Below are 21,741 nucleotides of genomic sequence, written 5' to 3'. Positions count from 1 at the left end.
GCGCGTGGTCGCGGGGATCCGCGCGCGCCAGGTCTCCGCGCGGCGTTCTCGCCCGAGATCCCGGCCCCGGGGACCAAGGCCCTGTCCCGTCCACCGGGATCACCGACGCCGATGGCCGCGGCGCCTGCCCCGGCTGTGGGCAGGGATGCCGCACGGGGATTTCGCGCGCGGCGCGGCCCCGCGCCGGATTGCGGCGTCGGGGCGCGATCCCGTTGCGGCACGGCCGCGGTCCGCGCGCGGGCCGTTGCAGGGCAGGCGGGCGAGCGGTGCGGTCAGGCGCGGGGTCGCGCGGCAACGGGGCACGGGCGCAGCGCATCGATCGCCCGGGCGAAGAAATCCGGCCCGCCCATCTGGCCGCCCTTGAGCACCATCGGCAGCTCGCGCCCGCCACGGCGCGCGGACAGGATCGGCACACCGGCGCAGACCTCGCCCGCATGGCGCAGCCAGTCCGGCGCCAGCCGCGCGACGATCGCGCTCGAGGTGTCGCCACCCGCGACGACCAGCGCCCCCGCATCGGTGCAACCGAAAAGGCCGGCGACGAATTCAGCGCTGCGGCGGGCCAGTTCGGCGGGATCGATTTGGCCGAGGTGATCGGCGGTCAGGTAGAGGATGCAGTCCAGCCCGCGGGCCAGCCGCTCGCGCGCCCAGCGGTCGGCGGCCGCGCATGCCGCGCCGCCCTCGAGCATGTCGCGCGGGTTGACCGGCAGGCGGGCGATGCCGTCCGCCGCCGCGACCTGCGCGGTGGTCAGCGACGAGCGCGACCCCGCGAAGCCGAGGACCGGGCCGGTGAGCGGTGGCAGTCCCTTCGCTGGCGCGGCGGCCCCCCGGGCCGGCCGGGGCCGCGCGGCGAGCCAGGCCTCGGCCACAGACGAGGCGCCGACGACGACCACGGGACCCGGCGCACGCGCGAGGTCGCGGCCCGCGGCGGCGATGTCCTGCTGCGACAGCGCGTCGTAGAAGCGGGGAAAGGCGCCGCCGGCGGCCCCGCCCCCGACCCGTGTCAGCCCGTGCAGCCCGATCGCGGCGAGGTGGCGCAGCAGGTCGGCCTCGTGCATCGGCGTCACGGGATGGCGCGACATCACCGGGTGGCGGTCGAGGCGGTGCACGGCCCCGTCGGGCGCCGCGGCGAAAAGCGTGCCGAACACCGCGTAGCGCCCCAGCGAGGGCTGGCCGCCGATCACCGCCAGGTCCCGGATCCCCGCGGCATCGGCGAGACCCTGCGCGAGCAGGGCGATGTTGCCCGTCGCGTCGCTGCTGTCGAAGGTCGAGCAGACCTTGACGTGCAGGAAGCGGGGCGCGCCCGCGGCAAGCCCCGCGCCCAGCCGCGCCGCCAGCGCCGCCATCGCCGGCCGGCCGAGCGCGCGCGCCGGCGTCGCGATCCCCCAGGCGTCGAGCCCGGCGATGTCGGAGGGGGCCGGCAGGTCGAGAAACAGCCGCGTCGCGCAACCGCCGCGCGCCAGCGTCGCCAGCGTGTCCGAGGCCCCGGTGAAATCGTCGGCGACGAAGACATAGCTCATGGCCGGTCCGGCCCGAAGGCGGCGAGCGCCCCGGCCAGCGCCGGATCGGCGCCGGCGGCCTCGGCCAGGCTGCGCCCGTCGCGCACGGCGGCATGGGCCGCGCGCAGGCTTGCCAGCCCCTCGGCCGGGCCGCCGGGATGCGCCATGATGCCGCCGCCGCACAGGAACATCAGGTCGTCGGAGCCGACGCGCGCCAGGGTGTGCGGCAGCGTGCCCGCCCACTGCCCCGACGAGAAGACCGGCATCACCCTGTCGTCGACTGCCGCCATCGGGCGCAGGCAGTGGCGCGCCGCCGCGGCGACCTCGTCGTCGAGATCGGCGAACTTGCCGCCCATGCCGTGCACGTGCATGTGGTCGATCCCCGCCAGCCGCCACAGCGCCTGGTAGGCCGGCACGCCCATGCCCAGAAGCGGATGGCGGCTCATGCCGCCGAAGCCGTTGCGGTGGCCGTGGATCGCGAGCGGCGTGTGCGCGCGCAGCGTCTGCACCGCCGACATCCCGCACCAGTTGAGCGAGACCATCGCGCAGCTGCCGCCCTCGGCCTCGATCAGGTCGGCGTGGCGGCGCATGGCGTCGGTCTCGTCGGTGATGTTGAAGGCGACCATGACCTGCCTGCCGGTCGCGTCGCGGTGGCGCCGCAGCACCGCCATCACCGCGCGGATCCGCGCCGGGACGGGCGCGTGAGGATGGGTGCCCGCGATCTCGTCATCCTTGATGAAATCGGCGCCCGCCGCGGCCAGCCGGCCGACCAGTGCAGCGATCTCGTCGGGCGAGAGGCCGATGTTGGGCTTGATGATCGTGCCGAACAGCGGCCGGTCCGACACGCCCGCCGCCGCCCGCGTCCCCGCGACGCCCATCGCCGGCAGCGCATAGCGGGCCCGGTAGCCGGGGGTGAGCGCCACGTCGACCAGCTTCAGCCCGGTGACCTCGCCGAGGTCGTAGAGATTGCCCGCCACAACCGCGGCCAGCGTGGGAAGGTTCACCCCGACATTGTCCTCGGGATAGTCGATCACCACGCGGTGGATGCCGCGCGGGCCGGTGAGGCCCCGCCGCTCGGCCCAGGCCGAGCGCAGGCTCGGCCGCTCTGCGCGGCCGATCTCCTCGGTCTCGGCGACGCGGGCGCCGAAACGGGCGCGCAGCGCGTCGGTCTCGCCCTCGACGCGCACGAAGGTGCCCGAGGATTGCTCGCCCGCCATCATCGCGGCGACCTCGGCGATCGGGCAGGGCGTCTCGACCAGGTAGGTGGCGCGGATCATGGCTCAGATCCGCGACAGGTCGGGGAAGGGGCGGACCGGATCGGCGCCGTCCCAGCCGTCGGAGGCGGCGCGGATCATCGCGAACATCCGGCCCTTGGGACCCTTGACCTCGGACAGCTCGATCACCGTGCCGGGATGGGTGTCGCGATCGAAGTAGGCGAAGCGCCCGGCCTCGCCGACCTTGCCCGACATCTTTACCCGGAACCCCTCGGCCTGCATCCGCGCAAGGTCGCGGTCATAGTCCTCGGTCCAGTAGGCGGTGTGCTGCAGCCCCCAGTTCCCGGCGTCGGTGAAGTCCTTGTACATCGAGGGCACGGCGTTGCGGCACTGGATCAGCTCGACCTGGACATAGCCGGCATTGGCGAGCGCGACCGAGTTCTCGGGCTCGTAGCGCCGGCCGTCGTAGGTGTAGTCCTCGATCGGGACGCGCGGGTTGTAGAAGAACGGGCCGACGCCCATCACGCCTGACCAGTGGGCCATCGCGGCCTCGATATCGGGGACGACGAAGCCAAGCTGGCGGATCGGGCCGAGAAAGCGGCTCATCGGGTCACTCCATCAATAGGGTTGGGCCACCGCTAGGGTCGGGCCATCAGCAGGGTGGGAAGCCAGGCGGTCAGGCCCGGGAACAGGGTGACCAGCGCAAGCGCCAGCACCAGGGGCAGGAAGAAGGGCGCGACCCCGCGCAGCACCTCGGCAAAGGGCATCTTCACGGTGATCGCCATCATGTAGAGGCTCATCCCCACCGGCGGCGTCAGCAGGCCGATCATCAGGTTCAGCACCATGACGATCCCGATCTGCTCGGGCGGGGCGCCGGCTTGGATCAGCGCCGGGGTCACGATCGGCGCGATGATCAGGATGGCCGCGATCGATTCCAGCACCATCCCCGCGACCAGCAGCACCACGTTGAGGATCAGCAGCAGCACCAGCGGGTTGTCCGAGATGCCCAGCAGCCAGGCCGAGGCCTTCATCGGCACCTGGTCCATCGTCAGCACCCAGGCGAAGATCGCGGCGGCGGCGACGACGAACAGGATGTTGGCGGTGGCCATGACCGTTTCCTGCGCCGACAGAACCAGCATCCGCAGCGTCAGCCGCCGGTAGACGACCACGCCGATCAGGATCGACCAGGCCACCGTGATGCCTGCCGCCTCGGTCGGGCCGAACAGGCCCGACAGCAGCCCGCCGATCAGCAGGACCGGCGTCAGCATCGCCGGCAGCGACACCACCGCGAGGCGCAGGAACGCGGGCAGGCTCGGGCGCAGCTCGTCGCGCGGCAGGTCCTGCGCCCGCGCCACCAGCGCGACATGTCCCATCAGCATCGCCGCCAGCATCAGCGCGGGCACGATCCCGGCCAGCAGCAGCCGCACCGGCGAGACCTCGGCCGCGGCGGCGAAGATGATCAGCGGGATCGAGGGCGGGAAGATCGGCCCGATCGTCGCCGAGGCGATGGTGAGGCCGGCAGCGAAGCGGCGGGTATAGCCCTGCTTCTCCATCTCGCGCACCTGCATGCCGCCCAGCGCGCCGATGTCGGCGAGCGCCGCGCCCGACATCCCGGCGAAGACGAGGCTGAGCAGCACGTTGACATGCGCCATGCCGCCGCGCAGCCGCCCCACGATCATCCGCACCAGGTCGAACATCACGCCGGTGACACCCGTCGCCGACAGCAACCCCGCGGCAAGGATGAACATCGGCACCGCCAGCAGCGGCGAGCTGTCCACCGAATTGACCGCGCGCTGCAGCAGCACCGACATCGGCAGGCCGTAGGCCCAGATCGTCAGCGCCGAGCTGAGGCCGAGCGCCACCGCGATCGGCGCGCCCACCACGAGGAGCGCTGCGAAGCTTGCCAGAAGCAGGGGCGTCACCGGGCCGCCCTCCCGGCGCGGGCGGCCGCGGCGATGCGCCAGCCCGCGATCGCGACGATCAGCGCGAAGCACAGCATCACCGGCCCGAAGTACCAGATGTTCTGCATCCCCAGCGCCGAGGTGCGGAATTTCCACGCCCGCCGCAGGTAGAGCCATCCGCCCCACAGCGTCATCAGCGAGAAGCCCAGCGTCGCCGCCTCGGCGAGGATGGCGCAGGCCAGCCGCGGCAGCCGCGGCATCAGCCCGGTGAAGGCGTCGACGGCGACGTGCTGGCCGTGCAGCGCCAGCATCGGCGCGGTCATGTAGACCGCGAGGATGCCCGCCAGCCGCGACAGCTCCTCGGCCCGCGGCAGGCCGAGGTTCCACAAGTTGCGCGCGACGATCTGCGCGAGGATCAGCACCACGATCAGCAGGACGAGACCCGTCGCCACCAGGAACAGCCCCCTGGCGGTCAGCTCCAGCGCCCGCGGCGGGGCGGGCACCGGACCGGTTTGGGCAGCGGGGTCGACCATGTCAGGCGACGGCCGCGATCTTGGCGTAGAGATCGCCCCACTGGCTGTCGAACTCCTTGGACACCCGGGCGGTCACGCTGTCGCGGAACGCCGCGAGGTCGAGGCCCGCGGCCTCGTCCAGCACCGTCATCCCGTTCGCCTTCAGCGTCTCGAGATCGCCCGCCTCGGCCCTGAGCATCTCGTCGGAGGCACGGGCGCGGGTCTCGGAGGCGGCGGCGGCGACCGCCTCCTTCGTCGCGTCGTCAAAGCCCTGCCAGACGTCCTCGTTCATCATCACCACCTGCGCGGCCGAGATGTGGCCGGTCAGCATCAGGTGGCTCTGCACCTCGTAGAGCTTGGCGCTGACCAGCACGTTCATCGGGTTCTCCTGCCCGTTGACGACGCCGGTGGCGAGCGCGGTCGGCACTTCGGCCCAGTCGACGGGCACGGGCACCGCGCCCAGACCCTCGACCGTGGCCATGTAGATCGGGAACGGGATCGAGCGGATCTTGACGCCCGACAGCTCGGCCGGGTTCCTGGCCGCGCGGTCGGCGGTCAGGTTGCGGGTGCCGAAGTAGAAGGCATAGAGCGCGCGGGTGCCCGAGGCGTCGATCAGGCCCTCGTTCAGCTCCGTCATCACCGGGCCCTGCGCGTCCATCACCGACATCAGGTGGTCGACGTCGCGGTAGAGATAGGGCGTGTCGAAGGCCGCGAAGGGCGCGTAAAGCGAGCCGACCGCGCCGGCGGTGTTGTGCGAGAAGGCGATCGACCCGGTCGAGACCGCCTCGGCCAGTTCCTGCAGCTTGCCAAGCTGCGAATTGGGGAAGATCTGGATCTCGATCGCGCCCCCGGTCTTCTCCCGGACCGCGGCGGCGAACCACTCCGCTTGCGCCCCGGCGATCGAGGCGGGGGTGTGCATGTGGCCATAGCGCAGCACGGTCGCGGCGCGCGCGCCCCTGCCCAGGAACGGCAGCGCCAGTGCCGCGCCGCCGGTCGCCATCAACCCGCGCCGGGTCACTCTTCGGGTCTGCATCATCGTCTCCTCCCTCTCGATGCTGCACGCGGGCCTCCCTGCCCGCGGTGATTGACGGCAAGCCTATGCGGCGCGCATAACCGGCTCAACGCCGGTTTCTTGATGGGATTTGATGGGATGCCGCGGGCAGGCATACGCGAGATCGCCGCGGCAGCGGGCGTGTCGGAGGCGACGGTGGACCGGGTTTTGCACGGCCGCCCGAACGTGCGCCCCGGCACCGCCGAGCGCGTGCTGGCCGCCGCCGCCGCCTGCCGCTACCTGCCCGAGGCCGAGATCGCGCGCCTTGCCCGCCCCGACCGCAAGCGCCTTACGGTGGTGTTCCCGCGCAGCGCGAACCCGTTCATCCGCGGCCTGAACCACGAGTTGCGGGAATGGGCGCAGGTGCGCGACCGCGGCGCGCGCATCCACAGCTACCTGCTCGACTCGATGGACCCGGCGGTGCTGGCGCGGTCGCTGCGCCGGCTGGGGCGCAAGTCGGACGCGATCGCCTTCTTCGGCGTCGACCATCCCGAGGTGCGCGATGAGGCCGACCGACTTGTCGATCAGGGCAAGCTGGTGCTGACGCTGATCAGCGACCTGACCGGCAGCCGGCGCCAGGGCTTCGTCGGGATCGACAACCTTGCCGCCGGGCGCACGGCGGCCTTCCTGCTGGCCAGCGCCAGCGGCGGGCGCCCGGGCAAGCTGGCCGTGGTCGCGGCCACGCGCCAGTTCCGGGCCCATGTCGAACGCGAGCTTGGCTTTCAGGAACTGATCCAGCGCGATCACCCGAACCTGCAGTTCGCCGGAACGCTCGAGGGGCAGGACGACAGCTGGACCAACATGCAGATGACGCTTGCGCTGCTCGACCGCCATCCCGACCTTGTCGGCATCTACAATGTCGGCGGGTCCTCGGAGGGGATCGGGATGGCGCTGCGCCGCACCGGGCGGCTGGGACAGGTGCGGCTGGTCGGGCACGGCTTCAGCGCCGATACCCGACGGATGCTCGAGGAAGGGGTGATGATGGCCGTGCTGACCCAGCGCAACCAGACGCTGCTGGAAGTGCTGATCGACCAGCTTCACGCGGCCGAGCCGCCGGCCCCGCTGCCGATGCAGATCATCTTTCCGACCAACCTTCCGGGCCCCGCACACCGGCCGGGGGCCGCGCCGGGCGGCAGGGATCGGTCCTAGCCGCCGCCGCGCGAAGCGCGCACAGGGTTAGGGGCGGGCGGTCGGGGTCCGCAGGATGCAGGGCACGTTGATCACGCGCCGCGGCGCCTCGGCCCCCTTGGCCATCTGCCGCAGCAGCTCTGCAACCAGCCCGGCGACGTCCTGTTCGACCATCCCCACGCTTTGCGGCAGCAGCGCGCCGAACGGGTCGTAGTCGAAGGTGCCATAGCGGATCGCGGCCGCCACGGCGGGGTCCAGCGACTGGATCCAGTGCACGACACCCTCGAGCGTGATCGTCGAGTTGACGAAGATCCCGCGCGGGCGGACCGGCAGCGCCTCGAGCGCCGCGCGCGCGCGCGCCGGGGCGTAGCCGGGCGTCAGGATCGCCGTCTCGGGGACGGTGATCCCGCGCGCGGCATGCGCGTCGAGGAACCCGCGCCGGCGCTCCTTGGTGTTGTGGTCGTCGAGGCGCCCGCCGATAAAGGTGAGCGGCCCGGCCAGCCCGAGGTCGCGCGCGCAGGCATCGAGGATCAGGCCCGTCAGCTCGCGGGCCGCGCTGTAGCTGTCAGAGATGATCGAGGGCGCGAGGCTGCCCGGCAGGTCGAGGTTGATCGTGGGCACACCGGCGGCACGGCACAGCTCGGCGATCCGATCGGGATCGGTGGCGCCGCAGGCCACGAGGCAATCGACCTGGTAGGACAACAACCCCCGCGCGGCCTCGACCTCGAGCGCCGCGTCACGCTGCGTGCAGGTGATCACCGGAAACCGGCCCTCGGCGCGCATCGCCTCTTCGAACCGCTCGGCGATCGCGCCGAAGAAGCGGTTGTCGTATTTCGGGATGATCATGCCCACGATGTCGGACTTGTCGCGCCGCAGCACGCTGGCCTGGATGTTCAGCGCATAGCCGTTGTCCTCGGCCGCCTGCAGCACGCGATTCGCGAGGCTCTCGCTGATCCGCCGCTTCTTCCAGGTCCCGTTGAGCACCGAGCTTACCGCGCTTGGCGAGGTGCCGACGACAGAGGCCAGATCGTAAATCGTTGTTCTGCGCGAAGAAGCCGGGCCGTTGCGATCCATCCTCGGCCCTCCCTGCATCCGGAACCGGGATCATATTGACAGTATCGACGACACAGGACAATGATGCTCCATCGATTGAGCATTCATTTCTGCGGGTGCACAATCGATGAAGCGCCGAGGGAGCGGCGCGAGGGAGGAGGAGGGTCGCCAGGGACCCGGGCCGCGTGCCCGGTGCCGCGGCGTCCACCCGGCCGCGTGGCTCCGACAGGTCGGTCTGACAGGAGGAGCAACATGATCCAGACCCGTATTCTCGCCGCGTCCGCGCTGGCGATCGCATCCGCCGGCATGGCGCAGGCCGAGGCCACCGTGGCCTTCCTGATGCCCGACCAGGCATCGACCCGCTACGAGCAGCACGACTTCCCGGGCTTCAAGGCGGCGATGGAGACGCTGTGCCCGGACTGCACGGTGATCTACCAGAACGCCAATGCCGACGTCTCGCTGCAGCAGCAGCAGTTCAACTCGGTCATCGCGCAGGGCGCCAAGGTCATCGTGCTCGACCCCGTCGACAGCGCCGCCGCCGCGGGTCTCGTGCAGATCGCGCAGGGCCAGGACGTGAAGGTCGTGGCCTATGACCGGCCGATCCCGGACATGCCGGCCGACTTCTACGTCTCGTTCGACAACGAGGGGATCGGGCGGTCGATCGCCCAGTCGCTGGTCGACCATCTCAAGGAGATGGGCGTGGCCGATGGCGCGGGCGTGCTGCAGATCAACGGCTCGCCCACCGATGCCGCGGCGGGCCTGATCCGCGACGGCGTCGACAGCGCGCTCGACGGCTCGACCTTCAAGACGCTGTCGGAATTCGACACGCCGGAATGGGCGCCGCCGAAGGCGCAGGAATGGACCGCCGGCCAGATCACCCGCTTTGGGGCCGAGATCAAGGGCATCGCCGCCGCCAACGATGGCACCGCGGGCGGCGCGATCGCGGCGATGAAGGCGGCGGGCGTCGATCCGCTGCCGCCGGTGACCGGCAACGACGCGACGATCGCGGCCCTGCAGCTGATCATCGCGGGCGACCAGTACAACACGATCTCGAAGCCCTCAGAGATCGTCGCCGAGGCCGCGGCCAAAGTCGCGATGGCGCTCGTCAACGGCGAGACGCCGGAGGCGACGACGACGCTTTACGACACGCCCTCGCAGCTCTTCGTGCCGGCGGTCGTCACGCGCGAGAACATCAAGGCCGAGATCTTCGACAAGGGGATCCAGACCGCGGCCGAGGTCTGCACCGGCGAATACGCGGCAGGCTGCGCCGAACTCGGGATCAAGTGATCCGGGCCGAAGACTGCCGGGGGACGCCGCGCGCCCCCCGGCGCCACAGGGGAGGAGGGCCCGATGCAAAAGGGTGAACTGATACTCAGGCTGCGCGGCGTGTCCAAGCAGTTCGGCGCGGTGACGGCGCTCAGCGACATCGAACTCGACGTCCATGCGGGCGAGGTCGTGGCGCTGGTCGGCGACAACGGTGCGGGCAAGTCGACGCTGGTGAAGACGCTGGCCGGCGTGCACCAGCCCACCGCGGGCCAGATCGAATGGTGCGGCTCGCCGGTGACGCTCGACAGCCCCGGCCGTGCGCTGGAACTCGGGATCGCCACGGTCTTCCAGGACCTCGCGCTGTGCGAGAACCTCGACGTGGTGTCGAACCTCTTCCTGGGCCACGAGATCTCGCCCTGGCGGCTGGACGAGGTGCAGATGGAGGTCCGCGCCTGGACGCTTCTGCAGGAACTCGCGGCGCGGATCCCCTCGGTGCGCGAGCCGATCGCCTCGCTCTCGGGCGGGCAGCGCCAGACCGTCGCCATCGCGCGCTCGCTGCTTCTGGACCCCAAGATCATCATGCTCGACGAGCCGACCGCCGCGCTGGGCGTCGCGCAGACCGCCGAGGTGCTGAACCTGATCGAGCGCGTCCGCGACCGCGGGCATGGCGTGATCCTGATCTCGCACAACATGGAGGACGTGCGCGCGGTGGCCGACCGCATCGTGGTGCTGCGCCTGGGGCGCAACAACGGCGTCTTCACCGCAGAAACCTCGCAAGAGGAGCTGGTCGCCGCCATCACCGGCGCGACCGAGAATTCCGTGTCGCGCCGCATGGCGCGCAAGCAAGAGGAGGTCGGCGCATGACCGGCGCACAGCTCGATCGCGCGGATGCGCGCCTGCGCCAGGACGAGGGCCTTGCCGGCGCCTTCCGCGGCTTCATCGACCGGGTCCGCTCGGGCGACCTCGGGATGCTTCCGGTCTTCGTGGGGCTCTTGCTGATCACGGTGGTCTTCGCCTCGCTGAACCCGGTGTTCCTGGCGCCGAACAACCTGGTGAACCTGCTCTTCGACGCGGCGGCGATCGGTCTGATCTCGCTGGGCGTGGTCTGCGTGCTGCTCCTGGGCGAGATCGACCTGTCGATCGGCTCGATGAGCGGTCTCGCCTCGGCGATGGTCGGCGTTCTGTGGGTCAATTCGGGCCTGCCGATGCCGGTCGCGGTGCTGGGCGCGGTGCTGGCGGGCGCGGTCGTGGGGCTGATCTACGGCACGCTGCGCAACCGCTTCGAGATGCCGTCCTTCGTGGCCACGCTGTCGGGCCTGCTCGCGCTTCTGGGGCTGCAGCTCTACCTGCTGGGCGCGACCGGGTCGATCAACCTGCCCTATACCTCGGGGCTGGTGCGGTTCGGCCAGATCCTGATCATGCCCGACTGGCTGTCGTACCTGGCCGCAGTGCTGCCGGGCGCGATGGTGCTGATCTCGGGCCTGCGCACGATCCGGCGGCGGCGCGAGGCCAACCTCTCCAGCCCCGGCCTCTCGGTGCTGCTGGTGAAGGCGGGCGTGCTGACCGTCGCGCTGCTGGCCTGCGCGGCCTATCTGAACCAAGGCCGCGGCGTGCCCTACATGTTCGGCGTCTTCACCCTGTTCGTCATGGCACTGGACTACGCGCTGCGCCGGACGAAATGGGGCCGCTCGATGTTCGCCGTCGGCGGCAATGCCGAGGCCGCCCGCCGTTCGGGCATCAACGTCCGCGCGATCCGGCTGTCGGCCTTCACGCTCTGCTCGTCGCTCGCGGCGCTTGGCGGGGTCTTCGCGGCCTCGCGCCTCGCCTCGGCCTCGCAGCAGGCGGGCACCGGCGACGTGAACCTCAATGCGATCGCGGCGGCGGTGATCGGCGGCACCTCGCTCTTCGGCGGGCGCGGCTCGGCCTGGTCGGCGCTTCTGGGGATCATCGTCATCCAGGCGATCTCGAACGGGCTGACGCTGCTGAACCTGTCCTCGAGCCTGCGCTACATGATCACCGGCGCGGTCCTTGCCATCGCCGTGATCGTCGACAGCCTCGCCCGCCGCTCGCGCGCCAGCCACGGCCGGGCGTGACACCGGAAGGAATGACCATGAAACTTGACGGAAAATCCGCCGCCATCACCGGGGCGGCCTCGGGGATCGGCCTGGCCTGCGCGCGCGCGCTTCTGGCCGAGGGGGCGCGGGTCGTGCTGATCGACCGCGACGGCGCCAAGCTGGCGAAGCTGTGCGACGAGTTGGGCGCCAACGCCCATCCCCTCGTGCTCGACCTCTTCGACGGCCCGGCGGTCTCGGGGATGGTGCCGGCGATCGAGGCTCTGGTGGGTCCGCTCGACATCTTCCACGCCAATGCCGGCGCCTATGTCGGTGGCGCCGCGGCCGAGGGCGACCCCGACGCCTGGGACCGGATGCTGAACCTCAACATCAACGCGGCCTTCCGCTGCGTGCAGGCGGTGCTGCCGGGGATGGTGGCGCGCAAGGCGGGCGACGTGCTCTTCACCTCGTCGGTGGCGGGCGTGGTGCCGGTGGTGTGGGAGCCGGTCTATACCGCGTCGAAATTCGCGGTGCAGGCCTTCCTGCACGCGACCCGCCGGCAGGTCGCGCCGCATGGCGTGCGGATGGGGGCGGTGCTGCCCGGCCCCGTGGTCACCGCGCTTCTCGACGACTGGCCGAAGGAGAAGATGGAGGAGGCGCTGGCCAACGGCTCGCTCATGCAGCCCGAGGAGGTGGCCGAGGCCGTCGTCTTCATGCTGACCCGGCCGCGCGGCGTGGTGATCCGGGACCTCGTGATCCTGCCCAACAGCGTGGACCTGTGACATGCGGCTGATCGGGATCGACGTGGGCACCGGCTCGGCCCGGGCCGGGGTGTTTGACGAAAGCGGCCTGCTTCTGGGCAGCCATGCCCAGGACATCGCCATCTGGAAAGGCCCCGAGGGCCGGGTCGAGCAGTCGAGCGAGGACATCTGGCAGGCGGTCTGCGGCGCGGTGCGCGGCGCGGTCGAGCGGTCGGGCAGCGTGGCCGCGGACATCGCGGGCATCGGCTTCGACGCGACCTGCTCGCTGGTCGTCCTCGGGCCGGGCGGCGCGCCGCTGCCGGTGGCGGAGGACCGCAACATCATCGTCTGGATGGATCACCGGGCGACCGAGCAGGCCGAGCGGATCAACGCGATGGGCCACCCGGTGCTGGACTACGTCGGCGGCCGGATCTCGCCCGAGATGGAGACGCCGAAGCTTCTGTGGCTGAAGGAGAACGCGCCCGAGATCTACGACGCCGCCTGGCAGTTCATGGATCTGACGGATTTCCTGACCTGGCGCGCCACGGGCGACCTGGCGCGGTCGGTCTGCACGGTGACCTGCAAATGGACCTATCTCGCGCATGAGAACCGCTGGGACCCGGGCTATTTCGACGGGATCGGCCTTGGCGATCTGGCACGGAAGGACTTCGTGCGGATCGGCGCGCGGGTGGTCCCGGCGGGCAGCGCGATGGGGCAGGGCCTGACGGCCGAGGCCGCGCGCGACATGGGGCTGGCCACCGGCACCCCGGTCGGCGCGGGGCTGATCGATGCCCATGCGGGGGGGCTTGCCACGGTGGGCACCGCCGGCGATCCGACCGCGGACTTGGCCTATGTCTTCGGAACCTCGTCCTGCACGATGACGACGACGCGGGCGCCCTGCTTCGTGCCGGGTGTCTGGGGGCCCTATCACTCGGCGATGATCCCGGGCCTGTGGCTGAACGAGGGCGGGCAGTCCGCCGCCGGCGCCGCAGTCGACCAGTTGCTTGCCCACCATCCCTTCGCCCCCGAGGCGCGCCGCCTTGCCGCCGAGGCGGGGATGTCGCTGCCCGACTGGCTGGCCGCGCGGGCCGGCGACCGCGACATCCTCGAACTGGTGGCCGGCGTCCATGTCGTGCCCGAGGTGCTGGGCAACCGCGCCCCGCATGCAGATCCGCACCGCCGCGCGACCATCATGGGCATCGGCATGGACCGCGGGCCCGACAGCCTGCTTGCGCTTTACCTCGCGATCCTGTGCGGCCTCGGCTACGGGCTGCGCCAGATCATCGAGGCGCAGGAGGCCGCGGGCGCGCCGACGCGCCGGATCGCCATCAGCGGCGGCGCCGGGCGAAGCCCGCTCGTGCGCCAGATCCTTGCGGATGCCACCGGCCGGCCGGTCGTGGCCCCGGGCACCGAAGAGCCGGTCCTTCTGGGCTCGGCGATGCTCGGCGCGCTTGCCGGCGGGCTGCACGGCGATGCGACCGAGGCGATGACGGCGATGGCGCAGCCGGGCTCGACCGTCGAGCCGCGCCCCGACACGCTCGCCCGCCATGCAGAGCGCTACCGCATGTTCGAAGCCCTGCAGGCGCTGGCGGCAGGGACCTGACGCCGGGCGCCCGCAGGGGTGCAGGGTCGGGTCCGCCGCGACCGGCGCAGGCGGCGCCGGCGCCCCGACCCGGGCCGCCGCGGGGCGCGGGCCCCGAGCGCGGCGAGCGTTCCGTCGTCGCGCGATCGGGTGGGCCTATGCCTCCGGCATCGTCAGGACGATCTTGCCGCCGATATGACCCTCGGCCGCGCGGCGATGGGCGCGGGCGGCCTCGGCGGCGGGAAAGACGGAGTCGATCACGATCCGCACCCGCCCGTCCGACAGCAGCCCCGCCGCCGCGTCGAGCTGCGCGCCGTTCGACCGGACCTGCGTGCTCGACACCGTGACGCCGCGCCGGGCGGCGGCGTCATGCGCCTCGAAGCCCAGCGGGTTGACGATGAACAGCGCGCCGCCGGGCCGTAAAGCGGGCAGGAACCGCGCCGCGCCGGCGCCGCCGACGCAATCCATCACCAGATCCAGATCGCGGTGCAGATCCTCGGCCCGCGCCCGGCTGTAGTCGACGACCTCGTCCGCCCCGAGATCGCGCAGAAGCGGGCCGTGGCGGCCCGAGGCGACGGCGATGACCCGGGCGCCCTGCGCCTTCGCCACCTGCAACGCGAGGTGGCCGACCCCGCCGGCCGCGCCGTTCACCAGCACCCGGCGCCCCTGCAACGGGACCGGCGCGTGGGGGTGGGGCTGGAACGGGTTCGCCGCATCATGGCCGAGATCGACGAGGAACTGCCAGGCGGTCAGCAACGACATCGGCGCGCCGGCCGCCTCGACATGGCCAAGGCCCGCGGGCTTGCGACCGACCTGCGCGGCCGGAACGGCGACGAACTGCGCATGCGCCATGGCCTGGCCCATCATGCCTTCGGGGAAGCGGACCATGGCATAGACCTCGTCGCCCGGGGCAAAGCCCGCGACCTTGGGCCCGACCGTCTCGACGACACCCGAGACGTCGGTGCCAAGGATCAGCGGAAAGCGCCCTTCGGGCCGCCAGTCGGGCGGCAGGCTGCGATAGCCGTCGCGCAGGTACCAGTCGGGCGGGTTGAGGCCGGCCGCGACGACGCGGATGCCAAGCTCGTCGGGGCCCGGCGCAGGCTTCGGCGCGTCCTCCCAGCGCAGGACATCGGGGCCGCCGAAGGCATGCTGGCGAATGGCTTTCATCGTGCCGGTCATGGGGATCCCTCCGTTTCCATTTCGGTCGGTGGCTAGATACGCCCTGCCGTCTCGCTCTATAATGGTGCGACAGATCACTTGAGTTGTGCCGCCATGGAACAGTTGGGGCTTGAACGCCTGACCGGCCTCGTCGCCTTCGCGCGTGCGGGATCGCTGGGCAGCTATTCGGCCGCGGCGCGATCGCTGTCGGTCTCGCCCTCGGCGGTCAGCAAGAGCGTGCGACGGCTCGAGACCCAGCTCGGGGTCGCGCTCTTCACCCGCACCACCCGCTCGCTCGTGCTGACGCCCGAGGGGCAGGCGCTGCACGACCGCGCGCTGCGGCTGATCGAAGCCGCCGAGGACATCGAGCAGACGGCCGGGGCGCTGCGGGCCGCGCCGTCGGGGCGGCTGCGCATCGCGGCGCCGCTCGCGCTGGGGATCCACGTCATCGCGCCGCTGCTGCCGGCATTCCGGCGCGCGCATCCGAAGGTCCGGGTGGAGCTGCGGCTGAACGACCGGCTGGTCGACCTGATCGAAGAGGGGATCGATGTCGCGATCCGCATCGGCGATCTGGCGGATTCGCGCCTGCTGTCGCGCGTGCTGATGCGCCAGCGGCTGTGCTGCTTCGCGGCGCCGTCCTACCTTGCCGGCAGGGCGGCGCCGCGCCGGCCGGCGGACCTGGCCGGGCACGAGATGGTGGCGCTGCGCTATCAGGGATCCGGCCGGCTGATGCGCTGGTCGTTTGCCGGCCGCGGCGGCCCGGTCGAGATCCGGCCCGACGCGGGGATCGTCGTCGATGCCAGCGACGCGCTCGTGTCGGCGCTGGTGGCGGGGGCGGGGATCGGCATGACCTCGACCGTGCTGGCGCGCCCGCACGTGGCACGGGGCGCGCTGGTGCCGGTGCTTGAGGATCATGCCGTCGAAGGGCGGGCGATCACCGCCGTCTATCCCGAGAGCCGGCGCGCGAACCCGGCCGTGCGCGCCTTCCTCGACTTCCTGCCCGGCGCGCTGCAACCGCCCGGTGACTAGGGTCGGGCCGCCGGGGCCCGATCATCGCCCGACCCGCGGCGGATCGCGCGGTTGCGCCGGATCAGGGCGGCAAGGAACAGCACCGTCAGCGCAAGCACGATCGTGGCGGCGGGCGAGGCGTCGAGGAAGAACGACGCGTAGACGCCCGCGGGAAGGGCCAGCACCGCGCTTGCGACCGAGGCCGCGAGCATCCGCCCGAAACTGCGCGCCAGCAGGAAGCCGATCGCGCCGGGCAGGATCAGCAGCGCCACGGCAAGGATCAGCCCGGTCGCGGACAGTGTCGCCACCACGCAGGCCGAGATCGCGGCGAGCAGGCCGTAGTGCAGCAGGCCCGTGCGCAGCCCGGAGACCCGGGCCTGGACCGGGTCGAAGGCGGCCAGCATCAGGTCGCGCCAGAACAGCCCGAGGCCGGCCGTCACCACCAGCGCGATCAGGCCGGTGGTCCACAGATCGCCCGGGCCGATCCCCAGCATGTTGCCGAACAGGATGTGGTCGAGGTGCAGGTCCGACGGCGTCGCGGTCATCAGCACGATCCCCAGGCCGAACATGCCCGAGAAGACGACGCCCATCACCGTGTCGGGCTTGACCCGGCTGTTGGCCGCAAGGAAGCCGGTGGCGGCCGAGGTCGCGATCCCGGCCGCGAAGGCCCCGAGCAGGAGCGGCAGGCCAAGGATGTAGGCCAGGACGATCCCCGGCAGCACCGCGTGGCTGACCGCGTCGCCCATCAGCGCCCAGCCCTTGAGCACGAGGAAGGCCGACAGCAGCGCGGTCGGCACCGCGATCATCAGCGCGATGGCGAAGGCCATGCGCATGAACGGAAACTGGAACGGCAGCAGCAGGGTATCGGCCATCACGCGCCCTCGCGCAGCGCCGCGCGGGCCCGGGCGCGCGCCGCGAGGATCCCGTGCTTCGGTCCCAGCAGGAAGGCCGCCAGGAACACCAGCGTCTGCAGGCAGGCGATGATGCCGCCGGTGGCGCCGTTCAGGTGGAAGCTTGCATAGGCCCCAAGGGCGCAGGTCAGCGTGCCGATGCTGACCGATGTCGCGATCAGCCGCGGGAAGCGGTCGCACAGAAGGTAGGCCGTGGCCCCGGGCGTGACCACCAGCGCGATCACCAGGAACGCGCCGACCGTCTGCATCGCCGCCACGACCGAGGCCGAGAGCAGCGTGAAGAACAGCGCCTTCAGCCGGCGCGGATTCAGGCGGATCGCGCGGGCATGGGCCTCGTCGAAGAAGGTCACCATCAGGTCCTTCCAGCGCAGGCCCAGCACCGCGAGCGAGACCGCGCCGATGAGCGCGAGCTGTGCGGTATCGGCCGGGCTGATCGCCAGGATGTTGCCCATCGTGATGGTCTGGACCGAGACCGACATCGGGTGGATCGACACCATGAAGAGGCCGGCCCCGAAGAAGGCCGAGAAGATGATGCCGATCGTGACGTCGGACTTCAGCCCCGAGCGGTCCTGAAGCCCGAGCATCGCCAGCGCCGCGAGCCCCCCCGACAGGAAGGCCCCCAGCGCGAAGGGCAGGCCCAGCATGTAGGCGCCCGCCACGCCCGGCACGACCGAATGCGATAGCGCGTCGCCGATCAGCGACCATCCCTTCAGCACGAGGTAGGCCGACAGGAAGGCGCAGACACCGCCCACCAGCGCCGAGACCCAGATCGCGTTGACCATGTAGCCGTAGGCGAAGGGATCCAGCAGCGCGCTCACGGCCCGTCCCCCGCGCGCTGCACCCGGTCGCCGTAATGGACCAGCGGGCGTTCGTCGTCGGTCAGGATCGACAGCCCGCGCGGGTCGTCGTCGTCATGCAGCGCCGCGCCCCCGAGGGTGATCTGGCGCAGGACACCGCCGAAGGCGGCCTGCAGGTTGGCACGGGTGAAGGTCTCGGCCGTGGGGCCGGCCGCCAGCACCGTGCCGCGCACCAGCACCACCCGGTCGCAGAACTCGGGCACGGATCCAAGGTTGTGGGTCGAGACCAGCATCACCCGGCCCTCGTCGCGCAGCGCGCCCAGAAGCGCCACGATCTGCGCCTCGGTCTGGACATCGACGCCGGTGAAGGGCTCGTCGAGCAGGATCACCCGCGCGTCCTGCGCCAGCGCCCGGGCGAGGAAGACGCGCTTGCGCTGCCCGCCCGACAGCTCGCCGATCTGGCGGCGGCGGAACGCGGTCATGCCGACGCGCTCAAGCGCCGCCGCGACGGCGGCGCGATCCGCGGCCCGCGGACGGCGCAGCAGCCCCATGTGTCCGTAGCGGCCCATCATCACCACGTCCTCGACGAGGACCGGGAAGGACCAGTCGACCTCCTCGGACTGGGGCACATAGGCCACGAGGTTGCGCCTGAGCGCCGCCGCGACCGGCAGGCCCAGCAGCCGGATCCTTCCCGTCGCGGCCGGGACGAAGCCCATGATCGCCTTGAACAGCGTCGACTTGCCGGCGCCGTTCACGCCCACGAGCGCGGTGATCGTGCCGGTCGGGATCGCGAAACTCGCCCCGCGCAGCGCGGTGTGGCCATTGCGATAGGTCACGGCGAGATCGCTGACCTCGATGCCTGCGCCGTCATGCGATCCGGTCATCGCGGCCTCAGTTCGCCGTGGCGCCGAGACCTTCGGCGATGGTGCGGGTGGTGACTTCGAGCAGGTCGAGAAAGCTCGGCACCGGTCCGTCCGCGGCCGAGAGGCTGTCGACGTAAAGCATCCCGCCGTACTGCGCGCCGGTCTCGCGCGCGACCTGCTGCGCGGGGGCCTGCGAGACGGTGCTTTCGCAGAAGACCGCCGGGATCCGGTGCTGGCGGACGGCATCGACGACCGCGCGGACCTGCTGGGGCGTGCCCATCCGGTCGGCGTTGATCGGCCAGAGGTACACCTCTCTCAGGCCGAGGTCGCGGGCGAGGTAGCTGAAGGCGCCCTCGCAGCTCACCAGCCAGCGGCGATCTTCGGGCAGGGCGGCGATCTGCGCGCGCAGCGGTCCGATCGCGGCCGAAAGCCTGTCGCGGTAGGCCGCGGCATTGGCGCGGTAGGTGGCGGCGTTGCCGGGGTCGCGGGCGATGAAGGCGGTCTCGATGTTGGTGACATAGGTCAGCGCCGTGTCGAGGCCCATCCAGGCATGCGGGTTGGGCTTGCCCTGGTAGGTGCCGCCCGCGATCGCGATCGGCGCGATCCCGTCGGACAGGGTGACTGCGGGCACCGGGCCGAGCGAGGCGAGGAACTGTTCGAACCAAAGCTCCAGGTTCAGCCCGTTCCACAGGATCAGGTCGGCATCCTGCGCGCCGACGATGTCGCGCGGCGTCGGCTCGTAGCCGTGGATCTCGGCGCCCGGCTTGGTGATCGAGACGACTTCGGCCGCGTCGCCGGCAACCTCGCGGGCCATGTCGGCGATCACGGTGAAGCTGGTCACCACCTTCATCCGCCCGTCGGCGGCACGGGCCGCGGCGGGCAGGGCGGCACCGACGATGACGAGGGTCGAGGCAGCGGCCAGGACGAGGGCCCGCAGGGTCATGCGCGATCTCCGTTCGGAACAGGAACCGTCATACTGTAATTGCGAAGCATTCGCAACTGAATGTGGAAGTCGCGCGTCGACCTGCCCCGGCCGACCGTCCGGCACGGGGCTTATGCGGGACAATCGGTGGGGGGATGGGGTCCCTGCGTCGTCGAGCGGATTCGTTGGTGCCAACCGCCCCCGGAGCCCCGGGGGCTTCGCGCGCGGGACCGAAGACCCGATGCCGGCTGCAAAAGCGCCTGTCCCGCAGCGTCGGGAACGGGGGGCCGCGCAGGTTCCTCAGCACCCCCTCAGGCGACCGGCTCGGCTCCGACGGGCCACCCCGCTGCGGCATCCGCCCGCGACGTTCGGATCGAACCGGCACCGGGATCGCCGCCGAGGCGCGCAGTGCCAAGCGTCTGACTGTTGCGATCGGGAGACCCGGGCAGCGCCGGCAAGGCCAGGGGGGCGATGCGACGGCATCGGGCAGTGTCGACCCCGCACCACAACCCTCCCAGCGCCGCAATTTTTGCCATTGCATTTTAAAATGCAAAAGACCAAAGATCCGATGTCACCAGATCAGGGAGGAGAACGTGACCCGATTTCTCAAGGCAGCCCTCTGCGCCATCATCGTCGCGGTCCCGGCCGGGGCCCAGGCGTTCGAGCCGCAGAATCCCGAATGCATCGCCCCCGCCGCGCCGGGCGGCGGCTGGGACTTCATCTGCCGCACCACCGCCAAGCTGATGCGCGAGCTGAACCTCGTGCCGGGCACGATGCAGGTCACCAACATGACCGGCGGCGGCGGCGGCGTGGCCTTCGCCCATGTCGTGGGCAAGCGCAACGATGACGCCAACCTCATCATCGCCGCCTCGAACGGCACCACCACGCGCCTCGCGCAGGACGCGTTCTCGGGCGCGACCGAGGATGACGTGCGCTGGCTCGCGACCTTCGGCGCCGAATACGGCGTCGTCGCGGTCGCGGCCGACAGCGAGTTCAACGACCTGCCGTCGCTGATCGCGAAGATGAAGGAGAACCCGCGCAGCGTGTCCTTCGCCGGCGGCTCGGCGGTGGGCGGCTACGACCACCTCAAGATCCTGAAGCTTGCCAAGGTCGCTGGCCTGCCGGACGTGCGGCAGGTGAAATACGTGGCCTTCTCGGGCGGCGGCGAGGCGATGACCCAGATCCTCGGCGGCTCGGTCACCGCGTTCTCGGGCGACTTCTCCGAAGTGCGCGGCTTCGTCGAGGCCGGCGACATGAAGATCCTCGCGGTGCTGGCGCCCGAGCGGCTGGCGGGCTTCCCCGACTTCCCGACTGCGAAGGAGCAGGGGCTCGACGTGACCGGCGCCAACTGGCGCGGACTCTACGTGCCCAAGGAGATGCCGCAGGACGCCTTCGACTTCTGGGGCAACGCGATCGAGAAGATGGTCGCCTCGCCCGAGTTCCAGAAGATCCGCGCGGATGCCGGGATCGAGCCGCTCGACAACTTCGGCGCCGATGCCGATGCCTATGTCCACGACAACGTCGCCGAGATCCGCGCGCTGTCGAAAGAGATCGGCATCATCAAGTAAGTCTGCCCTCCCCGGCAGAGGGGACGGCGGCGCCGCGCCGCCCTCCCCGAGGGGCCATCAAACGACATTCTCAGGGAGGATCGCATGAGCGATCGCATCATGGGCGGCATCGGGCTCGCGCTGTCGCTGTTCTATATCTGGGCCGCGACGATCATCCCGGAAAGCTTCATGGCCGACGTCATCGGCCCCTCGACCTTCCCGATCATCATCGGCGTGCTGATGGCGGTCTGCTCGCTGGTCTTCATCGCCCGCCCCGATCCCGATCCCGTCTGGCCGCCGCTGAACCGGCTGGCCGAGATCGGCTTCGCGATCCTCGTGTGCTTCCTTTACGCGCAGCTGATCGACGAGCTGGGCTTCGCGATCTGCACCGCACTCGCCTCGGGCTACCTGTGCTGGCGCCTCGGCGGGACGCCGGTCACGGCGGTGCTGACGGGCCTTGGCCTCGCGGCGGGGCTCTATCTCATCTTCAAGACGATCCTCGGCCTGTCGCTGGCCGCGGGCCCGCTCGGCTTCTGAGGAC

General features: G+C 71.3%; 21 protein-coding genes. 9 read left to right on the top strand and 12 right to left on the bottom strand.

Annotated elements, in window-relative coordinates:
* Window positions 1–272: 272 nt before the first annotated feature.
* Genes V8J39_RS13360 through V8J39_RS13335 form a run of 6 tightly spaced genes read right to left on the bottom strand, consistent with a single transcriptional unit; the run spans window position 273 to window position 6,156 of the window.
* Window positions 273–1,517, bottom strand: a complete 1,245-nt coding sequence (locus V8J39_RS13360; RefSeq protein ID WP_336461417.1) for a four-carbon acid sugar kinase family protein — start codon at window positions 1,515–1,517, stop codon at window positions 273–275.
* Window positions 1,514–2,773 (bottom strand): RuBisCO large subunit C-terminal-like domain-containing protein, encoded by a 1,260-nt coding sequence (locus V8J39_RS13355; protein ID WP_336461416.1) that lies wholly within the window; start codon window positions 2,771–2,773, stop codon window positions 1,514–1,516. Before V8J39_RS13355 ends, V8J39_RS13360 begins: the two co-directional genes overlap by 4 nt.
* Window positions 2,774–2,776: 3 nt before the next feature.
* The gene (locus V8J39_RS13350) at window positions 2,777–3,316 is read right to left on the bottom strand and encodes a VOC family protein (RefSeq protein WP_336461415.1); all 540 of its coding nucleotides are present in this window, start codon (window positions 3,314–3,316) and stop codon (window positions 2,777–2,779) included.
* Between the two features lie 32 nt (window positions 3,317–3,348).
* Entirely contained in the window at window positions 3,349–4,632 is a 1,284-nt protein-coding gene (locus V8J39_RS13345) for a TRAP transporter large permease (RefSeq protein WP_336461414.1), read from the bottom strand.
* Window positions 4,629–5,114, bottom strand: a complete 486-nt coding sequence (locus tag V8J39_RS13340; RefSeq protein ID WP_336461413.1) for a TRAP transporter small permease — start codon at window positions 5,112–5,114, stop codon at window positions 4,629–4,631. Before V8J39_RS13340 ends, V8J39_RS13345 begins: the two co-directional genes overlap by 4 nt.
* Window positions 5,115–5,145: 31 nt before the next feature.
* A complete protein-coding gene (locus V8J39_RS13335; protein ID WP_336461412.1) occupies window positions 5,146–6,156 on the bottom strand; it encodes a TRAP transporter substrate-binding protein in 1,011 nt (336 codons plus the stop codon).
* A gap of 102 nt (window positions 6,157–6,258) precedes the next feature.
* On the opposite strand from V8J39_RS13335, the gene V8J39_RS13330 reads away from it, so the two are divergent.
* Entirely contained in the window at window positions 6,259–7,323 is a 1,065-nt protein-coding gene (locus V8J39_RS13330; protein WP_336461411.1) for a LacI family DNA-binding transcriptional regulator, read from the top strand.
* A gap of 27 nt (window positions 7,324–7,350) precedes the next feature.
* Here the strand turns inward: V8J39_RS13330 and V8J39_RS13325 are convergent, their stop codons facing one another.
* Window positions 7,351–8,286: a substrate-binding domain-containing protein gene (locus V8J39_RS13325; protein WP_442902595.1), complete on the bottom strand. Its 936-nt coding sequence runs from the start codon at window positions 8,284–8,286 to the stop codon at window positions 7,351–7,353.
* 321 nt (window positions 8,287–8,607) lie between these two features.
* Between V8J39_RS13325 and V8J39_RS13320 the strand changes: the two genes are divergently transcribed.
* The 5 genes from V8J39_RS13320 (at window position 8,608) to V8J39_RS13300 (ending at window position 14,015) form a co-directional block, all read left to right on the top strand.
* On the top strand, window positions 8,608–9,642 hold the full coding sequence (locus tag V8J39_RS13320) for an ABC transporter substrate-binding protein (protein WP_442902594.1): 1,035 nt from the start codon (window positions 8,608–8,610) through the stop codon (window positions 9,640–9,642).
* Between the two features lie 63 nt (window positions 9,643–9,705).
* Window positions 9,706–10,485 carry an ATP-binding cassette domain-containing protein gene (locus V8J39_RS13315; RefSeq protein WP_336461409.1) on the top strand — a complete coding sequence of 260 codons (780 nt, stop codon included), beginning with the start codon at window positions 9,706–9,708 and terminating at the stop codon, window positions 10,483–10,485.
* A complete protein-coding gene (locus V8J39_RS13310) occupies window positions 10,482–11,714 on the top strand; it encodes a sugar ABC transporter permease (protein WP_336461408.1) in 1,233 nt (410 codons plus the stop codon). Before V8J39_RS13315 ends, V8J39_RS13310 begins: the two co-directional genes overlap by 4 nt.
* An 11-nt stretch (window positions 11,715–11,725) precedes the next feature.
* Window positions 11,726–12,454 (top strand): SDR family oxidoreductase, encoded by a 729-nt coding sequence (locus V8J39_RS13305; RefSeq protein ID WP_336461407.1) that lies wholly within the window; start codon window positions 11,726–11,728, stop codon window positions 12,452–12,454.
* A gap of 1 nt (window position 12,455) precedes the next feature.
* A complete protein-coding gene (locus tag V8J39_RS13300) occupies window positions 12,456–14,015 on the top strand; it encodes an FGGY-family carbohydrate kinase (protein WP_336461406.1) in 1,560 nt (519 codons plus the stop codon).
* A 135-nt stretch (window positions 14,016–14,150) separates the two neighbouring features.
* Here the strand turns inward: V8J39_RS13300 and V8J39_RS13295 are convergent, their stop codons facing one another.
* The gene (locus tag V8J39_RS13295; RefSeq protein ID WP_336461405.1) at window positions 14,151–15,173 is read right to left on the bottom strand and encodes an NADP-dependent oxidoreductase; all 1,023 of its coding nucleotides are present in this window, start codon (window positions 15,171–15,173) and stop codon (window positions 14,151–14,153) included.
* A gap of 93 nt (window positions 15,174–15,266) precedes the next feature.
* Here V8J39_RS13295 and V8J39_RS13290 point away from each other — a divergent pair, with 93 nt between their 5' ends.
* The gene (locus tag V8J39_RS13290; protein WP_336461404.1) at window positions 15,267–16,181 is read left to right on the top strand and encodes a LysR family transcriptional regulator; all 915 of its coding nucleotides are present in this window, start codon (window positions 15,267–15,269) and stop codon (window positions 16,179–16,181) included.
* Here the strand turns inward: V8J39_RS13290 and V8J39_RS13285 are convergent.
* From V8J39_RS13285 to V8J39_RS13270, 4 genes are read right to left on the bottom strand one after another with little or no spacing between them, the layout of a single operon-like run.
* A complete protein-coding gene (locus V8J39_RS13285; protein ID WP_336461403.1) occupies window positions 16,178–17,032 on the bottom strand; it encodes a metal ABC transporter permease in 855 nt (284 codons plus the stop codon). The two genes, V8J39_RS13290 and V8J39_RS13285, sit on opposite strands and share 4 nt — an antisense overlap.
* Window positions 17,032–17,889, bottom strand: coding sequence for a metal ABC transporter permease (locus V8J39_RS13280; RefSeq protein ID WP_336461402.1), 858 nt, complete (start codon window positions 17,887–17,889; stop codon window positions 17,032–17,034). The genes V8J39_RS13285 and V8J39_RS13280 overlap by 1 nt, the downstream gene beginning before the upstream one ends.
* A complete protein-coding gene (locus tag V8J39_RS13275) occupies window positions 17,886–18,752 on the bottom strand; it encodes a manganese/iron ABC transporter ATP-binding protein (RefSeq protein WP_336461401.1) in 867 nt (288 codons plus the stop codon). Before V8J39_RS13275 ends, V8J39_RS13280 begins: the two co-directional genes overlap by 4 nt.
* Window positions 18,753–18,759: 7 nt before the next feature.
* Window positions 18,760–19,674: a metal ABC transporter substrate-binding protein gene (locus V8J39_RS13270; protein WP_442902593.1), complete on the bottom strand. Its 915-nt coding sequence runs from the start codon at window positions 19,672–19,674 to the stop codon at window positions 18,760–18,762.
* 572 nt (window positions 19,675–20,246) lie between these two features.
* Between V8J39_RS13270 and V8J39_RS13265 the strand changes: the two genes are divergently transcribed.
* Window positions 20,247–21,221 carry a Bug family tripartite tricarboxylate transporter substrate binding protein gene (locus tag V8J39_RS13265; protein ID WP_336461400.1) on the top strand — a complete coding sequence of 325 codons (975 nt, stop codon included), beginning with the start codon at window positions 20,247–20,249 and terminating at the stop codon, window positions 21,219–21,221.
* An 84-nt stretch (window positions 21,222–21,305) separates the two neighbouring features.
* Window positions 21,306–21,737: a tripartite tricarboxylate transporter TctB family protein gene (locus V8J39_RS13260; RefSeq protein WP_336461399.1), complete on the top strand. Its 432-nt coding sequence runs from the start codon at window positions 21,306–21,308 to the stop codon at window positions 21,735–21,737.
* Window positions 21,738–21,741 lie beyond the last annotated feature (4 nt).

The organism is Frigidibacter sp. MR17.24, from assembly GCF_037095655.1.
Taxonomy (GTDB): Bacteria; Pseudomonadota; Alphaproteobacteria; order Rhodobacterales; family Rhodobacteraceae; genus Frigidibacter.
This window is presented reverse-complemented; position numbering and strand designations above follow the sequence as displayed.

Excerpts from the sequence above, each read along its gene's own strand:
- V8J39_RS13295 (WP_336461405.1), bottom strand. The coding sequence starts at position 15,173 with ATGACCGGCACGATGAAAGCCATTCGCCAGCATGCCTTCGGCGGCCCC.
- V8J39_RS13360 (WP_336461417.1), bottom strand. The coding sequence starts at position 1,517 with ATGAGCTATGTCTTCGTCGCCGACGATTTCACCGGGGCCTCGGACACG.
- V8J39_RS13320 (WP_442902594.1), top strand. The coding sequence starts at position 8,608 with ATGATCCAGACCCGTATTCTCGCCGCGTCCGCGCTGGCGATCGCATCC.
- V8J39_RS13315 (WP_336461409.1), top strand. The coding sequence starts at position 9,706 with ATGCAAAAGGGTGAACTGATACTCAGGCTGCGCGGCGTGTCCAAGCAG.
- V8J39_RS13300 (WP_336461406.1), top strand. The coding sequence starts at position 12,456 with ATGCGGCTGATCGGGATCGACGTGGGCACCGGCTCGGCCCGGGCCGGG.
- V8J39_RS13285 (WP_336461403.1), bottom strand. The coding sequence starts at position 17,032 with ATGGCCGATACCCTGCTGCTGCCGTTCCAGTTTCCGTTCATGCGCATG.
- V8J39_RS13310 (WP_336461408.1), top strand. The coding sequence starts at position 10,482 with ATGACCGGCGCACAGCTCGATCGCGCGGATGCGCGCCTGCGCCAGGAC.
- V8J39_RS13330 (WP_336461411.1), top strand. The coding sequence starts at position 6,259 with ATGGGATTTGATGGGATGCCGCGGGCAGGCATACGCGAGATCGCCGCG.
- V8J39_RS13355 (WP_336461416.1), bottom strand. The coding sequence starts at position 2,773 with ATGATCCGCGCCACCTACCTGGTCGAGACGCCCTGCCCGATCGCCGAG.
- V8J39_RS13260 (WP_336461399.1), top strand. The coding sequence starts at position 21,306 with ATGAGCGATCGCATCATGGGCGGCATCGGGCTCGCGCTGTCGCTGTTC.
- V8J39_RS13275 (WP_336461401.1), bottom strand. The coding sequence starts at position 18,752 with ATGACCGGATCGCATGACGGCGCAGGCATCGAGGTCAGCGATCTCGCC.
- V8J39_RS13290 (WP_336461404.1), top strand. The coding sequence starts at position 15,267 with ATGGAACAGTTGGGGCTTGAACGCCTGACCGGCCTCGTCGCCTTCGCG.
- V8J39_RS13335 (WP_336461412.1), bottom strand. The coding sequence starts at position 6,156 with ATGCAGACCCGAAGAGTGACCCGGCGCGGGTTGATGGCGACCGGCGGC.
- V8J39_RS13270 (WP_442902593.1), bottom strand. The coding sequence starts at position 19,674 with ATGACCCTGCGGGCCCTCGTCCTGGCCGCTGCCTCGACCCTCGTCATC.
- V8J39_RS13350 (WP_336461415.1), bottom strand. The coding sequence starts at position 3,316 with ATGAGCCGCTTTCTCGGCCCGATCCGCCAGCTTGGCTTCGTCGTCCCC.
- V8J39_RS13305 (WP_336461407.1), top strand. The coding sequence starts at position 11,726 with ATGACCATGAAACTTGACGGAAAATCCGCCGCCATCACCGGGGCGGCC.